Annotated in this window: 16 protein-coding genes and 2 pseudogenes; 7 read left to right on the forward strand and 11 right to left on the reverse strand. The window is 60.7% G+C overall.

The features are described from left to right. A pseudogene (locus QMG56_RS21960) lies at positions 1–174 on the reverse strand (transposase); the annotation flags it as partial. A gap of 145 nt (positions 175–319) precedes the next feature. Next, positions 320–1458 (reverse strand): IS3 family transposase gene (locus QMG56_RS21965; protein ID WP_281824923.1). Its coding sequence is split into 2 segments (ribosomal slippage): positions 320–1189 and positions 1192–1458, totalling 1137 coding nucleotides; the frame shifts between segments, so codons are not numbered across the junction. A 106-nt stretch (positions 1459–1564) separates the two neighbouring features. Between QMG56_RS21965 and QMG56_RS21970 the strand changes: the two genes are divergently transcribed. Continuing rightward, the gene (locus tag QMG56_RS21970; RefSeq protein ID WP_281824925.1) at positions 1565–1726 is read left to right on the forward strand and encodes a hypothetical protein; all 162 of its coding nucleotides are present in this window, start codon (positions 1565–1567) and stop codon (positions 1724–1726) included. Positions 1727–1799: 73 nt separating this feature from the next. Here QMG56_RS21970 and QMG56_RS21975 read toward each other — a convergent pair whose 3' ends face one another. After that, positions 1800–2924: an IS110 family transposase gene (locus QMG56_RS21975; protein WP_281824928.1), complete on the reverse strand. Its 1125-nt coding sequence runs from the start codon at positions 2922–2924 to the stop codon at positions 1800–1802. Between the two features lie 119 nt (positions 2925–3043). Between QMG56_RS21975 and QMG56_RS21980 the strand changes: the two genes are divergently transcribed. Further along, on the forward strand, positions 3044–3655 hold the full coding sequence (locus QMG56_RS21980) for a S24 family peptidase (RefSeq protein WP_281824930.1): 612 nt from the start codon (positions 3044–3046) through the stop codon (positions 3653–3655). A 522-nt stretch (positions 3656–4177) separates the two neighbouring features. Here the strand turns inward: QMG56_RS21980 and QMG56_RS21985 are convergent. The 5 genes from QMG56_RS21985 to QMG56_RS22005 are packed head-to-tail and all read right to left on the reverse strand — an operon-like array spanning position 4178 to position 7275. After that, positions 4178–4582 (reverse strand): hypothetical protein, encoded by a 405-nt coding sequence (locus tag QMG56_RS21985; protein WP_281824931.1) that lies wholly within the window; start codon positions 4580–4582, stop codon positions 4178–4180. A 22-nt stretch (positions 4583–4604) separates the two neighbouring features. Continuing rightward, the gene (locus tag QMG56_RS21990) at positions 4605–5660 is read right to left on the reverse strand and encodes an ArsO family NAD(P)H-dependent flavin-containing monooxygenase (RefSeq protein ID WP_216313546.1); all 1056 of its coding nucleotides are present in this window, start codon (positions 5658–5660) and stop codon (positions 4605–4607) included. A 3-nt stretch (positions 5661–5663) separates the two neighbouring features. Beyond that, positions 5664–5900 carry a thioredoxin family protein gene (locus QMG56_RS21995; RefSeq protein WP_216313544.1) on the reverse strand — a complete coding sequence of 79 codons (237 nt, stop codon included), beginning with the start codon at positions 5898–5900 and terminating at the stop codon, positions 5664–5666. Positions 5901–5912: 12 nt separating this feature from the next. Next, positions 5913–6959: a permease gene (locus QMG56_RS22000; protein ID WP_216313542.1), complete on the reverse strand. Its 1047-nt coding sequence runs from the start codon at positions 6957–6959 to the stop codon at positions 5913–5915. A gap of 1 nt (position 6960) precedes the next feature. Beyond that, entirely contained in the window at positions 6961–7275 is a 315-nt protein-coding gene (locus tag QMG56_RS22005; protein WP_216313540.1) for a helix-turn-helix transcriptional regulator, read from the reverse strand. On the opposite strand from QMG56_RS22005, the gene QMG56_RS22010 reads away from it, so the two are divergent. Next, complete coding sequence (locus QMG56_RS22010; RefSeq protein WP_281824935.1) at positions 7274–7444, forward strand: hypothetical protein; 171 nt, start codon at positions 7274–7276, stop codon at positions 7442–7444. The two genes, QMG56_RS22005 and QMG56_RS22010, sit on opposite strands and share 2 nt — an antisense overlap. 318 nt (positions 7445–7762) lie before the next feature. Here the strand turns inward: QMG56_RS22010 and QMG56_RS22015 are convergent, their stop codons facing one another. Then, positions 7763–8665, reverse strand: coding sequence for a COG3650 family protein (locus tag QMG56_RS22015; RefSeq protein WP_281824937.1), 903 nt, complete (start codon positions 8663–8665; stop codon positions 7763–7765). Between the two features lie 464 nt (positions 8666–9129). On the opposite strand from QMG56_RS22015, the gene QMG56_RS22020 reads away from it, so the two are divergent. From QMG56_RS22020 to QMG56_RS22035, 4 genes are all read left to right on the forward strand, one after another. After that, on the forward strand, positions 9130–10656 hold the full coding sequence (locus QMG56_RS22020; RefSeq protein WP_216313946.1) for an acetyl-CoA hydrolase/transferase family protein: 1527 nt from the start codon (positions 9130–9132) through the stop codon (positions 10654–10656). A gap of 228 nt (positions 10657–10884) precedes the next feature. After that, positions 10885–12306, forward strand: coding sequence for a L,D-transpeptidase family protein (locus QMG56_RS22025; RefSeq protein WP_281824940.1), 1422 nt, complete (start codon positions 10885–10887; stop codon positions 12304–12306). A 118-nt stretch (positions 12307–12424) separates the two neighbouring features. Further along, a complete protein-coding gene (locus tag QMG56_RS22030) occupies positions 12425–13126 on the forward strand; it encodes a VIT family protein (RefSeq protein WP_216313535.1) in 702 nt (233 codons plus the stop codon). A 66-nt stretch (positions 13127–13192) separates the two neighbouring features. Next, positions 13193–15778 (forward strand): cation-translocating P-type ATPase, encoded by a 2586-nt coding sequence (locus tag QMG56_RS22035; protein WP_281824943.1) that lies wholly within the window; start codon positions 13193–13195, stop codon positions 15776–15778. Between the two features lie 137 nt (positions 15779–15915). Here the strand turns inward: QMG56_RS22035 and QMG56_RS23590 are convergent, their stop codons facing one another. Further along, on the reverse strand, positions 15916–16344 hold the full coding sequence (locus QMG56_RS23590; protein ID WP_375713751.1) for a DUF5655 domain-containing protein: 429 nt from the start codon (positions 16342–16344) through the stop codon (positions 15916–15918). Between the two features lie 84 nt (positions 16345–16428). Continuing rightward, positions 16429–16557: pseudogene (locus QMG56_RS22040) on the reverse strand (IS630 family transposase); the annotation flags it as partial.

Below are 16557 nucleotides of genomic sequence, written 5' to 3' on the forward strand. Positions count from 1 at the left end.
CACAGCCACTCGCGGCGATGTAGAGCAAGGCATTCAGGACTTCGCGCATGTCCGTCCTGCGGCGCCGGCCTCCGCGCTTGGCTGGTGGGATGAAGGGAGCCACCAACGACCATTCCCGCTCCGTCATATCACTGGAATAGCGAATCCTTTCCGGCTATGCTCCTGCCGGGCAATACAGAGGTGGCCTGGTTGGTCTGAACAGGGATCGGCGATGGCTAAGTGGATCGTCTGCCGGTTGTTTCCTCGAACTGCCGATATGGGGCATTATGCAGGGAGGGCGTAGCCCGACCGGAGTGATGCCCCATATCGGCGGCCAAGTTCATGCTGCCATCGCCAGTGGCAGATTGTCAAAATACGCTTGATCCGGCGTCTTGGCGGCAAGGCTCGAATGAGGCCTCCTGCTATTATAGAAGCTCAGATACCGGCCGATCGAGCCCCGCGCCTCGCTGACTGCGCCGTAGGCGCGGAGGTAGACCTCCTCATATTTGACCGAGCGCCACAGGCGCTCGACCACGACGTTGTCGCGCCATGCGCCCCGGCCATCCATGCTGATGGCGATTTCTTCGCGCAGCAGCACGCTGGTGAAGGCCATGCTCGTGAATTGGCTTCCCTGATCGGTGTTGAAGATCTCCGGCTTGCCATAATGCGCCAGCGCTTCCTCCAGCGCCTCGACGCAGAAATCGGCCTCCATCGTGATCGACACCCGCCAAGCCAGGACTTTGCGACTGAACCAGTCGACGATGGCCACGAGATAGACGAACCCCTTCGCCATCGGAATGTAGCTGATGTCGGTCGCCCAGACCTGGTTGGGCCGGGTGATCGCCAGCTTGCGCAGCAAATAGGGGTAGATCTTGTGCCCCGGAGCCGGCTTCGATGTGTTCGGGCGGCGGTAGATCGCCTCGATTGTCATCTTCTTCATCAGCGTGCCAACATGCTGCCGGCCGATCTCGATGCCTTCCTGCCGCAGCAGATCGCGCAGCATCCGACTGCCCGCGAACGGAAACTCCAGGTGCAACTCATCCATGCGCCGCATGATCGCAAGATCGGCCGCTGAAACCGGCTTGGGCAGGTAGTATACGCTACCCCGGCTGATCCCCAGCTCCCGAGCCTGCCGCGCCAGCGGCAATTGGTGCGAACGGTCGATCATCGTTTTGCGCTCGGCAACAGTCCCGCCTTGCCGAGCGCGCCGGCCAAAAAATCGTTGGCCAGCGTCAGTTCGCCGATCTTGGCGTGCAGCGTCTTTACGTCGACCGCCGGCTCGGAAGCCTCGTTCCGCATCTCGCTGCCAAATACACCAGCAGCCCCTTCCAGAAGCTGCGAGCGCCAGGTCGTGATCTGGTTCGGGTGAACGTCAAATTGCTGCGCCAACTCCGCCAGCGTCTTCTCGCCCTTCACGGCGGCCAACGCCACCTTCGCCTTGAATGCCCGGTTGTGATTCCGGCGTGGTCGTTTGCTCATCTCTACTCCTGTCACGCGGCCAACATGGCCGCCGTCAGGCAGAAAATCCACTTAACCCACTGTCCAGTTTTGCCAGGCCACCTCTGATCGGCAGATCATTATCGCAGTGCACGAACGCACTCTGTTCGACTACCTCACCTTGGAACTGAGCCCGGCCTTCCCTGGAGACAGCCTGATTGCTGTCGAGATAACGCGAAACTTCGACGGGCACGCCGTCGCAATGCCTCGTGCCTTTTCGTTCGAAGAGGATCGTGCGATTGCGGCCTAGCCGGGCGCACCGTGGCTCGACCTGCTAAAAGGCCGCCGGACGCGGGATCAGACGGCAGGCTTGGCCCAATTACCTACAACGGGATCTTGGTCCCAGAAATCCGTACGGGGTCCAAGCCTGCCTGCTCCGGGTGGAGCAACCGTGGTTTCGATTTGTCTGGATCAAACGAGGCGCCCGTCTTCCACATTGCCATCATGATCACAGCGAGCTTCCTTGCGACGGCAACGCGAGCCTTGAGAAATCCGATCTTTGTTGCCAGCCGGAGGCCCCAAGTACGCAATGAACTTTCGGTTTTGATTGTGCGAAGCAGCACGGTGGCTGCTGTGATTAGGTGCGACCTGGTCAGCTTGTTTCCGTAGCGGCTGATCCGGCCGCGGCGCGCGGTGGCGCCAGATTGATACAGATTGGGCGTTAGGCCGAGATAAGGCCCGACATCTCGATTGCTTCTAAAGCGGTACGGGTCTCCGACGGCGCTGTAAAATGACAGCGCTGTGATTGTCCCAACGCCAGGAATCGTCTGAAATCTGGCGCAAACCGGGATGCTGGCGGCCATTGTGCGCATCTTTCGATCCATATCCCAGATATGAGAGCGCAGATCTTCTCCCATCCTGACCAGGGGATCCAAATCGACGCGGATCGTCACGCCGTTGGTGCTCAAAAGCCTGAGTTGGTTAGCGACTTCAGCTGCGAGCGATCCTCGCCCATTCAGGAGCTTGATACTGGCACCGTGCAATCTGAATATGGACTGGAGCAGCGCATCCGTCCTGGCTCGATGCTTTAGCAGGGTTCGACGGATGTTGATCATTATCCGGATGTCCTGGTGCTCCACCGGTTTGATGAAAACATGGGGACCGAAGGACTGCGCCAGTCGGCCAAGCTCAGCGAGACCTTTGGCATCATTCGCATCTGTCTTTTGACGTCGGATCGCCAGGAATTTGCTTGATTTGCGAACGTCGGCGACTTGAACGGGAAAACCGAACGAACGGAGATCCCGAACCATCTGAGTGCCGACACCGGCCTCGATCGTAATAGACTGGACAGGCTCAACGCCGAACCGGCGAAGGATATCCCTTATCGGAGCAGCGCGGGTCTCAGTCATTGCCTCGAAGAAAACGTTTCCTTCGGCATCGACGAGGCAGACCGCAGTCTCCAAGTGGCCGGCGTCGAGGCCGACCCAGTAGCGCAGGTGCCGTGGCATTGTGCTCCCGTACGACGTTTGTTTCTTTCGCTTGCCCTACTGACCTTGTCGGGGCTGTCCGACTAGGATTATTCCTCCGGCGTGTGATAGAGAGGTAGGAAATCGAAGGAGACGATAGGATGGAGCCGCGGGAGGCGTTGGATGGCCTAATCAGCGAGCGAGGAGAGACCTACGCATCGATTTCGCGCCTCCTCGGGCGAAACTCGGCATACATCCAGCAGTTCATTAAACGAGGTTCTCCAGCCCGCCTTGACCAAAGCGATATAGCGCTGCTGGCATTGCATTTTGACGTGCCCGTAGAGATGCTCGGTGGAAAGGAGGGGCCGACAGTCGGGCAGCGTTCGATAGTAAAAGTCCCATTGCTGAACGGGACAGGTAACGATTCACGCTCACAATGGCGGCTGGTTGATGCGGCTTGGCTCGGTCGGCTGTGTGATCAGCCCGCCAGTGTCGCAATCTTGCCAATTGTTGGTGAGGCGATGGAGCCGACCCTCCGTAATGGCGACGAGGTTATGATTAGCCGAGTTCGCTTCCAGGAGAGCGTGCGTGAAGGCCTTTACGCCATCCGTGGGTCTTCTGAAATCTTCGTAAGGCGAATAGCGATCGACCCAACGAAGAACCGTCTGACCGTTCTTACCGACCACCCTGCATATCCGAGCTGGCAGGGCATCCAGCGCAAAGGCGTCGATATTGTCGGCCGGGTGATCTGGATCGGAGCTCGGGTAGCCTAGCTGTCATTATGACCGGCGCTGCCTGAGGCTCTAAGCGGCCATCCCAGCGTGCCATGCTGCTTAGACGCAAGGTGGGATTAGCCGCCGCAATGGTTGGGACGTGAACCGACGACTCGCGTTATGGCAGATCGCCACTCGCAGACGCTGAAATCTCCACCAAGACCGCTGATGCGCCTCAGCGCTGCATTAGCGCGCTGCTACCTAGAGAGCTACCTAGCACAGAAAGGCTATCGGCGGCGTGTTCTGGCCTGCGCGATAACTCATTGAAAAGTATGGGGAAGGTGGTGGACGCACTAGGGCTCGAACCTAGGACCCGCTGATTAAGAGTACTCTTTTGTCCGCATGTGTTCGCACCGATCCATGAAAGTCCGGAGTTGGGTCACGTCTTGTTCGTCTGGATTCAGGTGCCATTGACTAAATTTCTGACGTTCGATGGCAGACTAACGATGCCATGATTTGCCAATCGATGTGGACATTGCGCAGGCCAGCCGTTCCCGATCGCTGCCTCCTAGTAAGCATACTTTATGAAGCACCGCCCAGAAATCGCTCCTGTTCGGCTTCGAATAGGACAGCAACCAGATCGTGCAACCCTTCGGCTTCGGCCGCTTCAGAAATCAGTTCCAGTTGCGCACCGCTCTTGATCAGGCGGACCGTTTCGCAGTTCGGGGGAAGCCGGTGCTCGTAGTCCGCCAGAACCTGGTCGATGTTGTCCAGGAGTGTTTCGTCGGCTTCGATCGGTCCGTGGTTCGTCTGTACCACTTCGATGTCAGCGGAAAACAGTGCTCCCGCAAAATCATGCAGACCATCGCTCGTCGCGCTGGCGCAGATCTCTTCGACCGAGGCTCCCCGGTCGATAGCGCGCGCAGTTTCACAATCGGTCGGGATCATGTGGCGGTATGTCTCGATAATCTGTTTCAGGACATCCATCGAAATTCTCTCTCTGGTTCGTTCAGGTGGCGCTGGCAGCTGGCACTTCGGCCGTCATTCTGGCCGCCAGATCGCGCGCGGTTCTTGCAGCGCCCATCAGAGTAGCCGATCCTGGGCCGCTCCAGTCGCCATAGCCCGCGAGCCAGAGCCGCGGCTCCTTGATCGAGCGCTGGCCATCGACCAACACGCGCCCATCTTCCTCGACCACACCGAGCGGTGCCAGGTGATCGAGCGCAGGGCGAAAGCCGGTGCACCAGATGATCGCGTCGACTTGCGTTTCCGAACCGTCGACCCAGACAACGCCCTTGGCCGTCATCCGTTCGAAGGGGCGCACAGAACTGAGGTCTCCGCGCGCGCGGGCTTCCTTGACCGGGGGGACCATGACGATATCCCCGATGCCGCCTACCGGCGTGTCGCTCGGGCCAGCCTTCATTCGCGCGACTGCGCGTTCGAACAGGACGCGGCCATCGACATCGTCGGGCAGGAATAGCGGATCGTGGGCTGTGACCCACAGGGTGCGTGCGACGGGGGCCAGCTCTGCCATAATCTGGGCGCCGCTGTTGCCGCCCCCGACCACCAGCAGCGTTTGCCCGCTATAATCCTCGGGACGGACATAATGGGCCGAATGGACCTGCGCGCCCTTGAATGCGTCGCGCCCCTCGATTTCGGGGATGTAGGGATGCGACCAGGTGCCGGTGGCGCTGACTACCGCACGAGCGGCGAGGCGGCCCTTGTCAGTCACCACTTCGAGGAGCTCATCGGCACGCTCGACAGTCTCCACCCGGACCGGGCGCCGGATCGGGAACTCGTATCGCGCCTCATAGCGGCCAAGATAATCGAGAACATCGTCGCGGGTCGGATAGCCTTCATGGGCGGGCGGCGGCATCAGCCAGCCCGGCAGCGAACTGTAGCCGGCGGGCGAGAACAGGCGCAGCGAATCCCAACCGTGCCGCCAGGCGCCGCCGGCACCATCCTCGGCATCAAGGATCAGGAAGTCCGCCCCGGCCCGGCGCAGGTAGTAGCCCAGCGACAGCCCCATCTGGCCGCCGCCGATGATGACGATGTCGTGCGTTTCCATTCCTCAGGCCTGAAGCCAGCGCTGGAGATCGTCGGTCTTGGGAAGACCTCCGGCATGAACCACCTTGCCGTCGATGACGATGCCGGGCGTCGAGACGATGCCGAATTTGGCGATGGCCTCATAGTCGGTGATCTTCTCGACCGAGACGTCGATCCCGAGCTTGGCGGCCTCGACCTTGACCATCTCTTCGGTGGTCTTGCAGCGGGCGCAGCCCGGACCCAGAACTTTCACTTCTTTCATCGCATTATCCTTTCATGAAAACAGGAAATTGAACAGGAACCCCACAGTCAGGATGCCGGAAGCAACCACCGCGACGAAGACGGCAATCAGCTTCACGCTCAGCACCTTGCGCAGGATGATCATTTCCGGGAGGGACAGGGCGATCACCGACATCATGAAGGCGAGCACGGTGCCCAAGGCAGCGCCCTTGCCGAGCAGGGCCTCGACGACGGGGATGATGCCGGCGGCATTCGAATACATCGGCACGCCGAGCAGCACTGCCGCAGGCACCGACCACCAGGCGTCAGCGCCCATGATCCGCGACAGCAATTCGGCAGGGACATAACCGTGGATGTAGGCGCCGACCGCGATCCCGGTGATGATCCAGTACCAGACCTTGCCGACGATCTCCTTGACCGCGTCCCAACCAGCCTCGAACCGGTCGAACCAGGTCAGTTCGTCGGGCTGGAGATCGACGTCGCCTGCGCGAATATTGCGGACCCACTCCTCCAGCCAGCCTTCGAGATGGAGGCGTCCAATGACCCAGCCCGAGACAATCGCAATCATGAGGCCGAAGGCGAGATAGGTCAGGGCGACCTTCCACCCCAACAGCGCGAAGAGCAGGCCAAGCGCGACCTCGTTGATCATCGGCGCGGCGATCAGGAAGGAGAACGTGACGCCAAGCGGCACGCCTGCGGAGACGAAGCCGACGAACAGCGGCACGGCTGAGCACGAGCAGAACGGCGTGAAGATGCCGAGCCCGGCAGCGGCGACATTGCCAAGCCCTTCGCGCTTGCCCGCAAGGATCGCACGCGTGCGTTCGGGCGAAAAGAAGCTGCGGACCACGCCCATTGCGAAGACGACGAGCGCCAGGAGCATCAGCACCTTGGGCGTATCATAGATGAAGAATTCCACCGACGAGGCGAGCGCGCTGCCTTGCGGGATTGGCAGTTGCACCACTGCCCAGCGCGAAAAGGGCTGGAGTTGCCGGTAAAGCGCGAACCAGATTGCCACGGCGAGGGCGATGCCGCCGATCCAGGCACCGGTCGATCGCTTGAGGGGAAGGCCCTGCGTGGGCATGTCATGCAACTTTCATTTGGGCGGCGATCACCGCAGGCCTTGCCGCAAGCACGGCATCAATGATGGCGACCCATGCCTCAGGGATATCGGGGTTGCGGCGATAGCGCACCCACTGGGCGTCTCGCCGATCCGTGAGCAATCCGGCGGTCCTGAGCCGCGTCATATGGCGCGACATGCGCGATTGCGATGCGCCGAGACGATCCATCAGCTCGCACACACAATGCTCCTGCCCGTCCCAAACGACCTGAAGCGCGGCGAGCCGTGTCGGTTCGGACAGGGCCGCCAGCAGATCTTCGAGGGAGGAGCGGGGGATCATGCCAATGCGCATATGCGTCCATCCGCATGAATCCATTGACCTTGGTCAAACCGATATCTGGCTCGGTGTGCATGTCGATACGCGCCACATGCCGCGGGTGCGGGCAGTCATGGATGCTGTCGTTGAGGCTCTGCGGAGCAATTCCGCAATCCTCGTTCCCGGGTCTTGACGTAGCCGTCTGCGCTGGGGTTTGCCGACTTGTTCGCGGCCATGCATCCGGATGAATGCTGGCCGGAGGCATGTGTCCGCCGGTTGCATCCACTCGCCCTGCCAACAATGACGGATTGGCAAATCACGTCACGATTTTTTCTGCATCAGTCGAATCCATACAATCGCAAATCCAGAAAGGATGTAAGCGGGAAAGCGCGACCCGAAGGGCTCGTGGCTTTTGTGCTGCGTGTTCCTGACTTTCAAAGCGGTTCCTGGACTTGGTCTGGCGAACCGCTTTTTTTTGCCGATTGCATAGTTCAGAAACAGCAATCCCACCTCACATCGGTTCGGCGCAGCCCTTCCGCAGCTCGTCATGGACCAGGAGCTCAACGGCCACAGGGTAGCTCTTGTCCGACATGCCGTCCGAACAGCTGGGTGTCTTACGGGTCCGCAATACGAACGGTCGACCGTCAAGCGCGCCCGTCCACATGCCACCAAGCTGCGTTGCCGTGTACCGGGTCCAGAGCCGGGTGCCGGGCTGATCCTCCGGGTGGGAATAAGTGACGCAGCGACCTTCGATTCGCGCGGCCCAGAATGGTTCGGTGCCGATTGCGCGCATGGGCTGTGCCGAAAGTTCCCGGCCGTCCTGAACGAGGCAGGGGCTGACCGTTCGGCCTGGCATTCCCGCGCGCGGTGTCCCCACTGCTGCCCGGTTGCGGCAGCCGGCGACGAACGACCCGACAACGTCCTCGGGCACAGCAGGATGGGGACCACTGGTCTGGGAGCCATAGCTTGCCGAGACCGGGCCGCCCACGAGCGCCGCGAGGTTAGCCGGAACCGCTCCCGCCGCGCTGACGCCGCCAAGCCGGCGATCGCCGCGGAAATCTGCGACAAGCGCTTCCACTTCGCCGCCACTGCCAAATGACAGCCGCTCCTCGCTGCCGGTCGGCGTGAAACCGGGCACGTTGACTTGCAGCCGGTTTCCTCCCGAAGGGCAAGTGAGAGACAGGATCGGGTTGCCGGCTTGCGTCTGCAAGACCAGTACACTGGCCTCAGCGCTTGGCTGCAAGACCCAAAGCGCATCCGGGCGCTTCGCGGTTTGAGCCGTCGGTGAGTCCGCAGGCCGGTCATCCACTGCAGATGCGCTGCTGCCGTTCCGGGTATCTTCCTGACGATCACAAGCGCCTAGAAGCATTGCGGGAATGATGATCGGAAGTAGGTTGCGCACCCGCGTATCCATGCATGTGAGGTTTCGGCAAACCTGTAAGGCGCGTTGCATCCCGACGGACGCCGAGTCTGCAAGGCATGTCATTGCCAAAGCATTACTTCTTTGGGCTCCCAGGGGCAAATCGCATGACGGGCATTGTGCCGTTGCTGTGCGGTTGCAGGCTGCCATTTAATATATCCAGCATAGTCGGCGAATTGCCCGCGCACTGGCCCGGCGCCACAACGATGCAGGCGCCGGATTTTCGCGCTCATCGTTCAACGCCCATCACGCTTTATCATTCCCTCAGAGGTCCATATCGTTGCATCATATTCAAAAGAGCTGATCGCAAATCCCCAATCGATCTATTTAGCGACGGGCTCTAACGCGGACTTTCCCAACTTTGCTGGCTTGGCCTGCGTCATCTGAAAACGGCGTTGATCGACCATGAACTGCCACCTACGCAGCTGCGCCTGACCAACAACAACGGAGATTGCGAATTGACCAGTTCACGCATTGCGAACGTCGCGCTCCAATCGCGAGTGATGGGTGCCGATGCCGCCGCCCTGCTGATCGCGCCGGGCACCACGGTGGGCATGAGCGGTTTTACCGGCTCCGGCTATCCCAAGGCAGTTCCGCTGGCGCTGGCGCGGCGGATCGAGGCGGCGCACGATGCCGGCGATCCCTTCTCGATCAGCGTGTGGACCGGCGCTTCCACCGGTCCCGAGCTGGACGGCGCTCTGGCCAAGGCCAAGGGCATCGACTTTCGCCTGCCCTACAATTCCGATCCGATTGCCCGCGGACAGATCAACCGCGGCGAAATGAACTATTTCGACATGCACCTTAGCCAGGTCGCGCCGATGGCGTGGCAGGGCTTCCTCGGCCCGCTGGATACCGCGCTGGTCGAAGTAACCGCGATCCTGCCAGACGGTTCGCTTGTCCCCGCCTCGTCAGTGGGCAACAACAAGACCTGGCTGGACCGCGCAGACCAGATCATCCTTGAGGTCAATCGCTGGCAGAACCCGGCGCTCGAGGGAATGCACGACATCTATTATGGAACGGCCCTGCCGCCGCACCGCGTGCCGATCCCGCTGATCAGGCCAGATGACCGGATCGGCCAGCCCACCTTTCGCTGCGATCCTGCCAAGATCGTCGCCATTGTCGAAACCGACACGCCTGATCGCAATCAGGCGTTCAAGGCGCCCGACCAGAGCGCGTTGCTGATCGCCGGGCACCTGTTGGAATTCTTCGCGCATGAAGTGGCGAAGGGGCGGCTTCCGGCCAACCTGCTGCCGCTGCAATCGGGCGTCGGCAACATCGCTAACGCCGTGCTGACCGGCCTGATCGACAGTCCGTTCGAGAACATGACTGCCTATACCGAGGTCTTGCAGGACGGAATGCTCGACCTGCTCACTGCGGGCAAGCTGCGGATGGCATCGTCGACCGCGTTTTCGCTCAGCCCGGAGGCCGCACACGCACTGAATGCCGATATGGACCGCTACCGAGAACGGATCATCCTGCGCCCGCAGGAAATGAGCAATCATCCAGAACTGATCCGGCGGCTCGGCTGCATCGCCATGAACGGCATGATCGAGGCGGATATATACGGCAACGTCAATTCCACCCATGTCATGGGATCGGCGATCCAGAACGGTATCGGCGGTTCGGGCGATTTTGCCCGCAATGCCTATATCTCGATCTTCATGGCGCCTTCGACCGCCAAGGGTGGGGCGATCTCGACGATTGTGCCGCAAGTCAGCCATGTCGATCACATCAATCAGGATGTGCAGGTGATCGTGACTGAACGTGGCCTGGCCGATTTGCGCGGGCTTGCGCCAAAGCAGCGTGCCCGGCTCGTTATCGAGAAATGCGTTCACCCTGACTATAGGGCAATGCTCGCCGATTATTACGAGCGGGCACTGCGCGATTCCTATGGTAAGCACTCGCCCGCCTTGCTGGGCGAAGCCCTATCCTGGCACCAACGCTTCATCGCGACTGGCTCCATGCAATTCTTTTCGGGACAGTGAGGTTCCAATAAGCGCATCAATTGAACTGGCGAGGTAGAGCACGGATGTATCGGCGCTTACGCCATCAAGCTTGGAAGATGACCGCCCGTGCCTTTGAAACTAAAACATATTTTTCCGGTGGTCCTTGTGCTGACTGCCGGTTGCAGCGGTCCAGAGGTAAGCAAAACAAGGGAACCTGAGGCTCAATCAGAACTTTCTGAGCTCCCCCCGAGCATTCCAGCTGCGGAATTGCAGGCAGAGGCGCAGGACACACAAGTCCGCGAGTTCTACGAAAAGGCCGACTGGGCGGCCATTTGGTCGCCGCGTGCAGAGCAGGCATTGAGGGCCGCGCTTGGAAAGCGGGCGGACCACGGCCTGGACCGCGTGCATTTTCACCCGGAATTATCGAAGCTATCCGCCCCAGCGCGCGAGATTGCCCTGACCAGTGCTGCCCTGATGTTCGCAGGCGCGCTGGCTCGCGGTGTCGCTGATCCAGCGAAGCTCCACACCATATACACCCATCCTCGCCCTGAGGTAGATCTCGCATCAGGATTGGCCACAGCGGTTCGGGCTGGCCGGGTGGATGCGTGGCTGGATAGCCTCGCGCCGGATACCCCTGAGTATCGCGCTTTGGCGGACACCTACCTGCAGCAGCAAAAGGCAGCGTCCCAGGAGAACGTCGCGCAGATTGCCAGCGGAGACCTGATCCATCCAGGCGACCGGGATCCACGGATCCCCCAGATCGTGACGGCGCTCGTGGAACATCGCTACCTGGCTATGCCGGTGACGACCGAGGCCTCGCCATCGCAGCCCGTAGATGGCACCCTTTACACCGTAGGTATCGTAAGGGCCGTGAAGGCCTTCCAGCACGACTACGACATCAGGGATGACGGTGTCATCGGCGTCGATACGTTATCCATTCTCAATGTGCGGCCTGGCGACCATGCGCGGTCGATTGCGGTGGCGATGGAACGATTGCGCTGGCTCACACGCGAGCCACCGGCGACACGCATCGACGTGAATACTGCGGCGGCTGAACTGAGCTATTTCCGCGATGGCGAACTGGTCGATCAGCGCAACGTCGTCGTCGGCAAGCCGGGCAAGGAAACGCCGCAAATATCCACTTCCATGTTCCGCCTCGTTGCCAATCCCACATGGACGGTGCCGAAATCGATCCAGAGGGGGGAATTGGCTGGAAAAAGTGCAGCCTATTTCCGGCGCAACAACATGAGCTGGCGCAACGGCTGGATCGTTCAAGGGCCCGGGCCCCGCAACTCGCTTGGCCTCGTCAAGTTCGACCTGCAAAACAGCCTGGCAATCTATCTGCACGACACGCCCGCAAAAACGCTGTTCGACAAGCACCAGCGTCAATTGAGCCATGGTTGCGTCCGCGTCAGTGACGCGCTGGGTTTTGCCCAAATGCTCGCTGAACAGCAGGGTATCGCCGACCAATGGTCCAGGGCGCGTGCGAGCGGCAAGATCGCTTACGTCAGGTTCCCCGAAGCGATACCCGTCAGGCTGCTCTATCGCACCGTCTATGTGAGCCAGGCCAACCAGGTGACGTACCGGACAGATCCCTACGGCTGGAATGTTGCCGTTGCAGAGGCGCTTGGCTTTGGCAAAGATGCCGGCAAGCAGTTCAGGAGCGATGTAGACGACATCGGGCCGTGATGTCTCGTGCCGCCTCTGCCTTTCTATTCGGATTGTTCAGGGCGGACACGATTCAATCTACCGGATACCGATCAATATTTTGCAATTAAGTTTCACGTCAATGTCAGGAGAAACACCGGTGTCCCGACTTCACCTACACCCGGAAAGCCATCTCGTCTCGCGCATCGGCTGGTTGCGGGCGGCTGTTCTCGGGGCCAATGACGGGATCGTTTCGACGGCCAGTCTAATCGTAGGCGTGGCAGCGGCATCCACCGCCACCTCCGAGGTTCTGATCGCAGGCGTCGCCGGCCTCGTCGCCGGGGCCATGTCCATGGCTGCGGGCGAATATGTTTCCGTCAGTTCCCAATCGGACACAGAACAAGCCGATCTCGCCCGCGAGCAGGCAGAGCTAGCCGGCCAGCCGGATTACGAATGCGAGGAACTGACACGCATCTACATGGACCGTGGTGTCGATGCAGACCTCGCCCGACAGGTGGCTATCCAGCTGATGGCAAAGGACTCGCTCGGTGCCCATGCGCGCGACGAACTTGGCATTTCGGAGATTACCGCAGCTCGCCCGATCCAGGCGGCGCTAACCTCTGCAGCGACATTCGCCGCTGGCGCTGCCATGCCGCTCGCCATGGTCTTGCTGATGCCGCGCTCCCTGCTGGTGGCGGGCGTCTCGATTGCCTCGCTGATTTTTCTGGCTCTTCTCGGGGGCATCGGCGCGCGCGCTGGCGGAGCCAGGGTCGTGAGGGCCACCCTGCGCGTAACCTTCTGGGGCGCTCTGGCCATGGCATTGACGGCAGGCATCGGAACGATCTTCGGGACGGTGGTCTGATCGTCTTGAGGAATCGCAACCCAGATCAAGTCCGGCAATTCCGGTTGCAAGCAAGGCCCGAGAGTTATGACGAATCCTGAAATCTCGGGGCAACAGCCAAGCCAGGCTTCGCTCTCCGGATTGAGCGACGCCGAGGCCGCCGAGCGCCTGAGGACGGAAGGTTACAATGAACTGCCGCGTACCGGGCAGCGCACATTTGCGCGCATTATCCTTGATGTCCTGCGCGAACCCATGCTGGCGATGCTGATCGGGGCGGGCCTCATATACATGGCCCTGGGCGACCTTCAGGAAGCCCTGATCCTGGTTGCGTTCGCCGGGCTTTCGATCCTCATCACTGTCGTCCAGGAAACCCGCACCGAACGGGCGCTCGAAGCTCTGCGCGATCTGACCAGTCCGCGGGCTCTCGTCATCCGCGATGGGGCAAGGAAGCGCATCGCCGGGCGGGAGGTGGCGCGTGGCGATCTCGTGGTGCTGGCCGAAGGCGATCGGGTGCCCGCCGACGGATGGATCACGCAAAACGACGGACTGCACCTCGACGAATCCCTGCTGACCGGGGAATCTGTTGCTGTGCGCAAGACCGCCTGCGGGGCTGAGGGGCCAACCGCCATGGCGCGTCCAGGCGGAGATGATCTGCCGTTCGTCTATTCCGGATCGCTGGTCGTGCGCGGGACGGGGCTGTGCGTCGTCACCGCAACCGGTCTTGCCAGCGAGATCGGCCGCATCGGCCGGGTTCTCTCCACGCTTGAAACCGAAGCGCCCCGCCTCAGGCAGCAGACACGCCGGTTGGTGTTGTGGTTTGCGGCGACGGGCGCTGCGGCCAGCGTGCTCGTTGTCCTTCTTTACGGACTGTTTCGCGGGGGCTGGCTGGAGGCCGCACTGGCCGGGATAGCGCTCGGCATGTCGATGCTGCCGGAGGAATTTCCGGTGGTGCTCACCATCTTCATGGCGATGGGCGCCATGCGCATGTCGCGCAATCGGGTGCTGACCCGCCGGGCGGCGGCGATCGAGACGCTGGGCGCAGCCACCACCCTGTGCACCGACAAGACCGGCACGCTGACCCAGAACCGGATGCGGATAGCCGAATTGCGTCTCCCTGATGGGCGGATCCTCATCCATGATGATCGGCAGAAACTCATGCTGGAGGAGGAATTCCACCTTCTGGCCGAGTTTGGCATTCTCGCCAGCGCCCAGGAGCCGCTGGACCCCATGGAAGTGGCGTTTCACGAGCTTGGTGACGAACACGCGCCCGCAACGGTCAGGGCGCGTCAGGGCGCAGGTTGGACGCTGGACCATCATTATCCGCTCGACCCCGCCCTGCTGGCGATGTCGCATGTGTGGGGCAACCCGGATCCGGCCTTGGAACGGATTATCGCCACGAAAGGCGCGCCTGAAGCTGTCGCTGAACTTTGCGGTATGACGGGAAACGAGAAGGCGAGGCTGAAGGACACCATCGATGCCATGGCTAGCAAGGGATTGCGGGTGCTGGGCGTTGCCGATGCGCGCTGGTCCGGCGCTGAACTGCCTAACTCACAGCGAGCCTTCAGCTTCACTTTCCGTGGCCTGGTCAGCCTTGCCGATCCCCTGCGCGCTTCGGTCCCCGATGCCGTGCGCCAATGCCGCGAAGCCGGCATCCGCATCATCATGATCACCGGTGATTACCCGCAGACTGCCCGCGCCATCGCGCAGCAAGCAGGGATTGATTCAGGCGACGTGCTGACAGGCGATGAACTGGCGGCCATGTCTGAAGACGACCTCAGGCAGCGCATCGGCTCGGTCAACGTCTGTGCGCGCATCATGCCGGAACAGAAACTACGTCTCGTCGAGGCGTTGAAGGCATCGGGAGAAATCGTCGCCATGACGGGCGACGGCGTAAACGATGCGCCTTCGCTCAAGGCGGCACATATCGGCATCGCCATGGGCGGACGCGGCACCGATGTTGCCCGCGAGGCGTCGGCCATCGTGCTGCTCGATGATGACTTCGGCTCGATCGTCAAGGCCATCCGTATGGGACGGCGCATCTATGACAACTTACGCAAGGCAATGGGCTTCATCGTTGCGGTGCACATTCCGATCGCTGGCCTCGCGCTGCTGCCGCTGCTGACCGGCATGCCCTTGTTGTTGGGCCCCATCCACATCGCCTTCCTGGAGATGATCATCGATCCTGTCTGTTCGCTCGCCTTCGAAGCCGAAGAGGACGAGCGCAACGTCATGGCCAGGCCGCCACGCAAACCGGATACATCATTGTTTTCGCGCTGGCTGGTGGGTTGGTCAGTTATCCAGGGTAGCCTGGCATTTGGCGTGACAGGGGGGCTGACACTGTATTTCTGGGAGTCCGGCATGGGCGAGGAACAGCTCCGTTCCACCGCATTTCTCACGCTCGTTCTCGGTATCACCAGCCTGATCCTGATCAACCGCCGCTTCAGCTCTTCGATCATGGCGGCGCTTCGCAGGTTTAATCCGGCGCTCAGCGTAGTGCTTGGGTTAGTGGCCGCGATCTTGCTGGCAACACAGTTTATTCCTCCGATTGCCGACTTGTTCAATTTTGCGCGCGTCGCTCCTGAGGAAATAGGGATCATAGCGCTCGCCAGCATTGTCATGCTGTTCGTCCTCGAACGGCTGAAGCCGCTGTGGGGTAGCCGATTGCTGGAATAGGTTGGGTTTTGACCCCGGTCATGGCAAAACCGGACTTAGCAGGTCACCCTACAAAAATGTTACGATCAGATCCGACCCCGCTTCGGCTCAGTCCGCCATATGCATCACCGCAACTGTCATCTTCTGGCTCTGATCAGTCACGTAGCAGATGTCCATGCCTCCCGCAGCCACTCCCGAACCTGGTGGTCGACTTCTGTTGCGCCATTGATCTCCAGGTGATGAGTGAAGCGACCTGGCTCGGGCTCGACTATTTCCTTCCAGCGCAGAGATCGGTCTCTTCGCTGTAGGAAAATGCTCAAAACTAGCGGTGGATGGCTTCCGCTGAGATATTGGTTCGGCCGCCAAACAGCGGCAAATGGGTACTTCCGATAAAACCCGATCTGACTTTTCGATACGCGTCGATCTGCTTCGCCAACTGCTCTCACCGCAGAGTCGATTGCGGAGAATATCGAGCGGGCGTCCGCGTCCGACCCTAGATAGTCGCTCTCATTCACGCAAACGACCCTGCAACTGCTTCCGCTCAGTTCGTTGGCAGAGCGGGGAATGCTCCAGTAGGTTGCTAACACATATTCTTAGCGACCATCGCCCCCTGAATGCTTCAAATTAGGGCGAACTGAGCTACAACACAATCATCAATGGGGCCTGAGAGCCTAGTCACGTGAATCCGAAGTTCGGCTCATTGTTTTTTGACAGAAGCGTTTGACGGAGGCGAGGATCTCGTCTGCGGATTTGACCCACTTGTAGGGTTTGGGGTTTTCATTGTGTGCTTTGATGAAGGC

Origin of the sequence: Sphingobium sp. BS19, assembly GCF_027925545.1 — a bacterium.
Classification (GTDB): Bacteria; Pseudomonadota; Alphaproteobacteria; order Sphingomonadales; family Sphingomonadaceae; genus Sphingobium.

Excerpts from the sequence above, each read along its gene's own strand:
- QMG56_RS21975 (WP_281824928.1), bottom strand. The coding sequence starts at position 2,924 with ATGCCACGGCACCTGCGCTACTGGGTCGGCCTCGACGCCGGCCACTTG.
- QMG56_RS21980 (WP_281824930.1), top strand. The coding sequence starts at position 3,044 with ATGGAGCCGCGGGAGGCGTTGGATGGCCTAATCAGCGAGCGAGGAGAG.
- QMG56_RS21985 (WP_281824931.1), bottom strand. The coding sequence starts at position 4,582 with ATGGATGTCCTGAAACAGATTATCGAGACATACCGCCACATGATCCCG.
- QMG56_RS21990 (WP_216313546.1), bottom strand. The coding sequence starts at position 5,660 with ATGGAAACGCACGACATCGTCATCATCGGCGGCGGCCAGATGGGGCTG.
- QMG56_RS21995 (WP_216313544.1), bottom strand. The coding sequence starts at position 5,900 with ATGAAAGAAGTGAAAGTTCTGGGTCCGGGCTGCGCCCGCTGCAAGACC.
- QMG56_RS22000 (WP_216313542.1), bottom strand. The coding sequence starts at position 6,959 with ATGCCCACGCAGGGCCTTCCCCTCAAGCGATCGACCGGTGCCTGGATC.
- QMG56_RS22010 (WP_281824935.1), top strand. The coding sequence starts at position 7,274 with ATGCCAATGCGCATATGCGTCCATCCGCATGAATCCATTGACCTTGGT.
- QMG56_RS22005 (WP_216313540.1), bottom strand. The coding sequence starts at position 7,275 with ATGATCCCCCGCTCCTCCCTCGAAGATCTGCTGGCGGCCCTGTCCGAA.
- QMG56_RS22015 (WP_281824937.1), bottom strand. The coding sequence starts at position 8,665 with ATGGATACGCGGGTGCGCAACCTACTTCCGATCATCATTCCCGCAATG.
- QMG56_RS22035 (WP_281824943.1), top strand. The coding sequence starts at position 13,193 with ATGACGAATCCTGAAATCTCGGGGCAACAGCCAAGCCAGGCTTCGCTC.